Annotated in this window: 4 protein-coding genes and 4 pseudogenes; 5 read left to right on the top strand and 3 right to left on the bottom strand. The window is 60.7% G+C overall.

Going from position 1 to position 6,619, the window contains the following annotated elements:
* The 3 genes from dnaE to QZ511_RS09110 all read right to left on the bottom strand — a co-directional run.
* Positions 1-1,232: DNA polymerase III subunit alpha (dnaE, locus tag QZ511_RS09120; RefSeq protein WP_295801864.1), on the bottom strand; the 1,232-nt coding region annotated here is incomplete at its 3' end.
* 408 nt (positions 1,233-1,640) lie between these two features.
* The gene (locus QZ511_RS09115) at positions 1,641-1,883 is read right to left on the bottom strand and encodes a DUF1289 domain-containing protein (RefSeq protein WP_295801862.1); all 243 of its coding nucleotides are present in this window, start codon (positions 1,881-1,883) and stop codon (positions 1,641-1,643) included.
* A complete protein-coding gene (locus tag QZ511_RS09110; RefSeq protein WP_295801860.1) occupies positions 1,876-2,427 on the bottom strand; it encodes a gamma carbonic anhydrase family protein in 552 nt (183 codons plus the stop codon). Before QZ511_RS09110 ends, QZ511_RS09115 begins: the two co-directional genes overlap by 8 nt.
* A gap of 521 nt (positions 2,428-2,948) precedes the next feature.
* On the opposite strand from QZ511_RS09110, the pseudogene QZ511_RS16700 reads away from it, so the two are divergent.
* The 5 genes and pseudogenes from QZ511_RS16700 to QZ511_RS16680 form a co-directional block, all read left to right on the top strand.
* Positions 2,949-3,998 (top strand): annotated as a pseudogene (locus QZ511_RS16700) (thrombospondin type 3 repeat-containing protein); the annotation flags it as partial.
* Positions 3,999-4,010: 12 nt separating this feature from the next.
* A pseudogene (locus tag QZ511_RS16695) lies at positions 4,011-4,328 on the top strand (thrombospondin type 3 repeat-containing protein); the annotation flags it as partial.
* 18 nt (positions 4,329-4,346) lie between these two features.
* Positions 4,347-4,976 (top strand): annotated as a pseudogene (locus QZ511_RS16690) (thrombospondin type 3 repeat-containing protein); the annotation flags it as partial.
* 24 nt (positions 4,977-5,000) lie between these two features.
* Positions 5,001-5,405, top strand: a pseudogene (locus QZ511_RS16685) (thrombospondin type 3 repeat-containing protein); the annotation flags it as partial.
* Positions 5,406-6,611, top strand: coding sequence for a thrombospondin type 3 repeat-containing protein (locus QZ511_RS16680; RefSeq protein ID WP_366935637.1), 1,206 nt, complete (start codon positions 5,406-5,408; stop codon positions 6,609-6,611).
* The last annotated feature ends 8 nt before the right edge of the window (positions 6,612-6,619 follow it).

The raw sequence follows: 6,619 nt of genomic DNA, 5'->3' as shown, positions 1-6,619 counted from the left end.
CGCTTCTCCATGCAGAAGTCGACGTCGAAGTCGGGCATGGAGACCCGCTCCGGGTTCAGGAATCGCTCGAACAGCAGGTCGTATTGCAGCGGATCCAGGTCGGTAATTTTCTGCGAATAGGCAATCAGCGAGCCCGCACCGGAGCCCCGCCCCGGCCCCACCGGAATATCGTGGTCCTTGGCCCACTGGATAAAGTCCATCACGATCAGGAAGTAGCCCGGGAACCCCATCTGGATAACGATATCCAGCTCAAAGCGCAGGCGATCCTCGTACTCTTTCTTGCGCGCCTCGTAATCCGGGGCGGACTTGTCGAGAATACTCTCTAGACGCTCGTAGAGGCCGTCGAAGGAAATCTTTTCGAAGAATTCGTTTTCCGTCATCCCTTCCGGAATCGGGAACTGTGGCAGAAAGTACTTGCCCAACTGGATCGGCGAAGAACAGCGGCGGGCAATTTCCACCGTATTTTCCAGCGCCTCCGGAATATCCCGGAACAGCGCCTGCATTTCTTCCGGGGTGCGCAGGTACTGTTCGGAGGAGTAGCGACGCTCGCGACGCGGATCGTCCAGCGCGCGCCCCTCACGGATACACACCCGCACCTCGTGCGCCTCGAACTCGCTGTCTTCAATAAAGCGTACATCGTTGGTTGCAACAACGGGCAGATTCAGCTTGCCCGCAAGGCCCACCGCCGCGTGCAGATACTCCTCATCCCCCGGCCGCCCGGTGCGCTGCAACTCCAGATAATAACGCCCAGGAAAAATCCGCTCCCACTCCTGTGCCAACGCCTCCGCCTGCGCGTTGCGCCCGGCAATCAGGGCACGGCCAACATCACCGTACTTGGCCCCGGACAGCATCAACACCCCTTCCGACGCTTCCTCAATCCACGCCCGCTCGACGAAGGCGTGACCGTGGTACTGCCCTTCCATCCAGGCGCGGGAGATCAGCTCGGTGATATTGCGGTAACCGGTGCCGTTCATGGCGTAGAGGGTCAGCAGGGTCGGCTGCTCGTCGCCGCCCTCCCGCAACCAGAAGTCGGCACCGGTAATGGGCTTGATCCCGGCCCCCATACACCCTTTGTAAAACTTCACCTGGGCGTAGAAATTGGTCTGGTCGGTAATCGCCACCGCCGGCATTTCCAGCTCGGCGACGCGGTTGATCAACGGCTTGATCCGCACCAGGCCGTCGATCAGGGAGTATTCGGAGTGGATTCTTAAATGTACGAAGGGTTGGGTCATATTTCTTCTGTTTGATTTGGCCCCGGAGGTTTTTGGCTTTGTGCTCTGATCCGGGGGCGCACCGAGGGGGAAGACCTTCCCGGGACACGCTGTAAATACATCCCTGTAAGCTCTGCACCGGCATCCATGCCGGTGAAGGTCCCGGGAAGGTCTTCCCCCTCGGCGCTCTGTGCAACTCTGAAAATAAATCTCTTCGTAAGCGTGAATGCTTTGCACTCACAGAGGCTGACGAAGTAAAAATCGTTACGCGAAGGCGGAGCACCGGGGGCGGGTTTTCAGGAGCGTCGGCGACAGGATGTCGCCGCCGCAGCGCCCAGGGATGGGTTCACAGCGGTCCTGAAAACCCGCACCCGGTGCTCCGCCGCCACAAGAGGCCAAATAAAACGGGCCTTAAACCGGCATTTAAAGTCAGTCAGTCCACCAGACCCGCTTCATTTCCACCGCCCGCTCGCGGCACCGCGCCAACACCTGTTTTTTCTCGGCATTACTCAGTCGGCCCCACTGGCTGATCTCGGTCCCGGAACGGAAACACCCCTCGCAGATATCCTCGCGATTCAGCGCGCAGACAGACACACAGGGGGATTTCACCGGAAACTCAAATGCGGGCTCGGGCTCTTGGTCTTTTACCCGGCTCCAATCACTCTCAGTCATCGCTCACGCTACCGTTTACAGCGTCAACCGGCACCAGCTCTTGTGCAAAGCGCTTGCCATTGGCCACATAAATATCACTGCTCGCCTTCAGCAACTCAAACGTCGACTCATCCAGAGACTTCACCACCTTGCCCGGGCTTCCCAGAACCAGTGAGTAGTCCGGAATCTGCGCATTCTCCGTCACCAGCGCATTGGCCCCGATGATGCAGCACTTGCCGATACTGGCCCCGTTCAACACCACCGCATTCATGCCCACCAGGGAAAAGTCGCCGATCTGGCAACCGTGCAGAGTCACCTTGTGACCGACCGTCACCCCGGTGCCCACGGTCAATGGCACCCCCGGGTCAGTGTGCAGCACCGAGCCGTCCTGGATGTTCGCCCGCTCACCAATGGTGATCAGGTCGTTGTCGCCGCGGATCACCGCGTTGAACCACACAGAACTGTGGGGCTTCATCAGCACGTTGCCGATCACCCGGGCGCCCGGAGCCACGTACTGCCCCTCGCCTTCCAGCTGTGGCTGCTTATCGCCCAATCTGTACAGCATCCGGCCTCCGGTCATCATATGGTGACAGTCAAAAATCAGCCCGCCATTATCCCGCCCAAGGCCCCCGATTGCCACCCTCACGCCCCGTGACCGGCTGGACACATCAACCAGCCAGCTCCCGTCCCGAGTCGACAACCGCGCCGCCGTCTCCAGTTTGCCCGCAAAACCCCCAGGGCCCCGCCAATCTGGCACAGGAAGATCCGCGCGCCACTTTTGCACCACCATGGACCTGACAAACGATTACTAGGGGATTACGACGCCATTATTTTGATCTGATTCACAAAATAACTAAGAACCAGTTCAATAAAGAAGTATAACTACGCCCGGGAGCGCGCAAAGCGATGCAAGGGAATGCAATTAGTCCCGTTCGCGGCATTGGTGCGGCCCCCGACAGGGAAGTGGGAGATGGATACACCGCAACTAATTAAAAGTATGCGCGGGTATCCGGCTGACCGAAGTGCACAAATCCCCCCTGTTCTCTGTAGATAACAAAAAGGAAATTTGTTTTGGAGAGCTTATCCATGCGCCGTCTTCTGATCGTGCTTCTCAGCCTCTTGTTGCTCGCTCTGACCGCCTGCAGCAAGGATCACAAGAGAAGATTCTTCTCAACGCAATTACCCTCTGCCACCGCGACGGTTGTCGACACAGATCGCGACGGCATTGCCGATGACAGTGATAATTGCCCCAACGTCGACAATGCCGACCAGTCGGACATGGACGGAGACGGTATCGGCGACGCCTGCGACAGCGACAACGATAACGACGGGGTGCCAAACGACAGCGACAACTGTCCGGTGATACCCAACGAAGACCAGGCCGATGCGGATGGCGACGGCCTGGGCGATGCCTGTGACAGCGACCTCGACGGTGACAATGTCGACAACGACCAGGACAACTGCCCCGCTATCCCGAACAGCGAGCAGAGTGATCTCGATGGCGACGGTATCGGTGATGCCTGCGACAACGACCGCGATGGCGACGGCCTGACCGACAGTCTCGACAACTGCCCCGCGATACCGAACCCGGATCAGGCAGACCAGGACAACGACGGAATCGGCGACGCCTGTGACAGCGACAGCGATACCGACAACGATGGCCTGGATGACGGTGAGGACAACTGCCCGATGGTGCCCAACCCGGATCAGCTGGACACCGATGGCGATGGCACCGGCGATGCCTGCGATGGCGACGACGACGGTGACGGCGTAGACGACGGCGCCGACAACTGTCCCGCTACCGCCAATGCGGACCAGAGTGACCTGGATGGTGACAACATCGGCGACGCCTGCGATCCGGATCGCGATGGCGACGGTGTGTCCGACGGCGAAGACAACTGCCCGGTTGCATCCAACCCGCTACAGGAAGACGCCGATAACGATGGCATCGGCGATGCCTGTGACGACCTGACCGACACCGACGGCGATGGCCTGGGCAACGATGCAGACAATTGCCCGCTGGTGGAAAACCCGCTGCAGGCCGACCTGGATGGCGACGGTATCGGCGATGCCTGCGATACCGATAGTGACGGCGACGGCGTCGAAGACACTGCGGATAACTGCGCCAATCTCGCCAACGGCGATCAGCTGGATAGCGATGGTGACGGTGTCGGTAACGCCTGTGACGACGACGATGACGGCGACGGTGTCGGCGACGGCGCCGACAACTGCCCGCTGAATACCAATGCCGACCAGGCTGACCTGGACGGCGATGGTATCGGCGATGCCTGCGACACAGATCGCGATGGCGATGGTGCGGACGACGACGCCGACAACTGCCCGCTGGTGGCCAATAGCGACCAGGCAGATACGGACGGTGACGGCTTCGGGGACGCCTGTGATGACAATACCGACAGCGATGACGACAGCATCCCGGACGATGCCGACAACTGCCCGAACGATGCCAACGCCGATCAGGCCGACCTGGATGCCGACGGCATTGGCGATGCCTGTGACGCTGATAGCGACGGCGATGGCGACAGCAACGATTCCGACAACTGCCCCACGGTCGCCAACCCCTCTCAGGCAGATACCGACCTGGATGGAATCGGCAATGCCTGCGACAGCGACGACGACAATGACGGCGTTGACGACGGCAGCGACAACTGCCCGGCTATCGATAACAGCAACCAGCAAGACTCTGACGGCGACGGCATCGGCGACGCCTGCGACACCGACGCGGATGGCGATGGCACCGGCAACGACAGCGATAACTGTCCGGCGGTGGCAAACCCCGGGCAACTGGACAGCGATGGCGACAACACCGGCGACGCTTGTGATAGCGATGACGACAATGACGGCGTTGACGACAGCAGTGACAACTGCCCGGTAACAGCCAATGCGGGCCAGGAAGATAGCGACGGCGACGGTATCGGCGATGTGTGCGACGACGACCGCGATGGCGATGGCGTCGATAACGGCCAGGACAACTGCCCCACGGTCAGCAACGGGGACCAGGCCAACCTCGACGGCGACGCATTGGGTGATGCCTGCGACTCAGACGAAGATGGTGACAGCCTGGATGACGACGTCGACAACTGCCCGGCAGTCGCGAATGCCGGCCAGGAAGACAGTGACGGCGACGGTACCGGAGACGCCTGTGACACCGATGACGATAACGACGGAATCGAGGACGACAGCGACAACTGCCCGGCTGCCGCAAACGCGGACCAGACAGACTCCGATGGCGACGGAATCGGCGATGTGTGTGACAGCGATGGGGACGGCGACGGTGTCGACAATGATGCAGACAACTGCCCCGCCACCGCCAATGCCGACCAGGCTGACACCGACGGCGACGGCTTCGGCGACGCCTGTGACAGCAACACCGATAGCGATAGTGACGGCGTGCCCGACGATGCGGACAACTGCCCGAACGCGGCCAACTCCGACCAGGCTGACCTGGATGGCGACGGCATCGGCGATGCCTGCGACAGTGATGCCGATGGTGACGGCACCGACGACAGCAGCGACAACTGTCCGCTGATCTCAAACGATCAGGCTGACAACGATGGCGACGGTGTCGGCGATGCCTGTGACGACGATGTCGATGGCGATGGCGTCGACAACGACACCGACAACTGCCCCACTACCGGCAATTCCGATCAGTCCGATATCGATAACGACGGCCTGGGGGATGTCTGCGACCTCGATCGGGATGGTGACGATACTGACGACACCGTGGACAACTGCCCGAACATTGCCAACGACCAGGCGGACCTGGACGGCGATGGTATGGGCGACGCCTGCGACAGCGACGTCGATGGTGATGGTACCGGCAACGACGAGGACAACTGCCCCATGACCGCCAATGCCGACCAGCTCGACACCGACGGTGACGGTCTCGGCGATGCCTGCGACGACGACCTGGATGGCGATAGCATTGGCGACGACGCCGACAACTGCCCGCTGGTACACAATCCATCCCAGGCGGACAGTGATGGCGACGGCGTCGGCGATGGCTGTGATCCGGACCGGGACGGTGATGGCGTTGACAACAGTGTCGACAACTGCGCGCTGGTGCCGAATCCCGACCAGCTCGACTCCGATGGCGATGGCATCGGCGACAGCTGTGACGTAGACGTGGACAACGACGGCGTGAATAACGATGTCGACAACTGCCCGCAGACACCGAACCCGGGCCAGGACGACTTTGACGGTGACGGTATCGGCGATGTGTGCGATTTCGATCTCGCCGCTACCTGCGAATCGCTGGGTGACTTCCAGCCGATTACCACCAGCGATTCCTACCTGGCACACGGCACGGTGGCGCCCTGCTCAGGCTGCTCGGTGACCAGTCCCGGACGCATCACCAACAATGTGATTACCGATGCTGCGCGGCTCGAAGTTACCGCTGGCGCAGGTGGCTATGCGTACATCGATGTCACCAAATCCACGGTACTGTCCGGACGTCATCTGATCGGCTTCCTGGTAGAGAAACCGTCCAGCCTGCTCGACCTGGTACTGCAGAACAGCATTAACATCAGTACCTGGATGGACGACACCGCAACCGGTGACAGCTCCACTGGCAGCTCTCTGGTGGCGTTCAAGGTCGATGGCGCGGTGAATCAGCGGGTCATCGTGATCGCCACCGAGCAGGACTTCAACAAGGTGCGCCTGAGCCTCAACAGCCTGCTGACGGAGGTGAACCAGCTGGATGTCTACATGGCCTGTATGGCGCCACTGTAACTCCGACG

Source organism: uncultured Microbulbifer sp., from assembly GCF_913055755.1.
In the GTDB taxonomy this organism is placed as follows: domain Bacteria; phylum Pseudomonadota; class Gammaproteobacteria; order Pseudomonadales; family Cellvibrionaceae; genus Microbulbifer.
The sequence above is the reverse complement of the archived record's forward strand: the minus strand, read 5'-3'. Positions and strand labels throughout refer to the sequence as shown.

What these genes read in the sequence shown, in the direction of transcription:
- QZ511_RS09110 (WP_295801860.1), bottom strand. Translation starts at nt 2,427, where the DNA reads ATGCTGTACAGATTGGGCGATAAGCAGCCACAGCTGGAAGGCGAGGGG.
- QZ511_RS09115 (WP_295801862.1), bottom strand. Translation starts at nt 1,883, where the DNA reads ATGACTGAGAGTGATTGGAGCCGGGTAAAAGACCAAGAGCCCGAGCCC.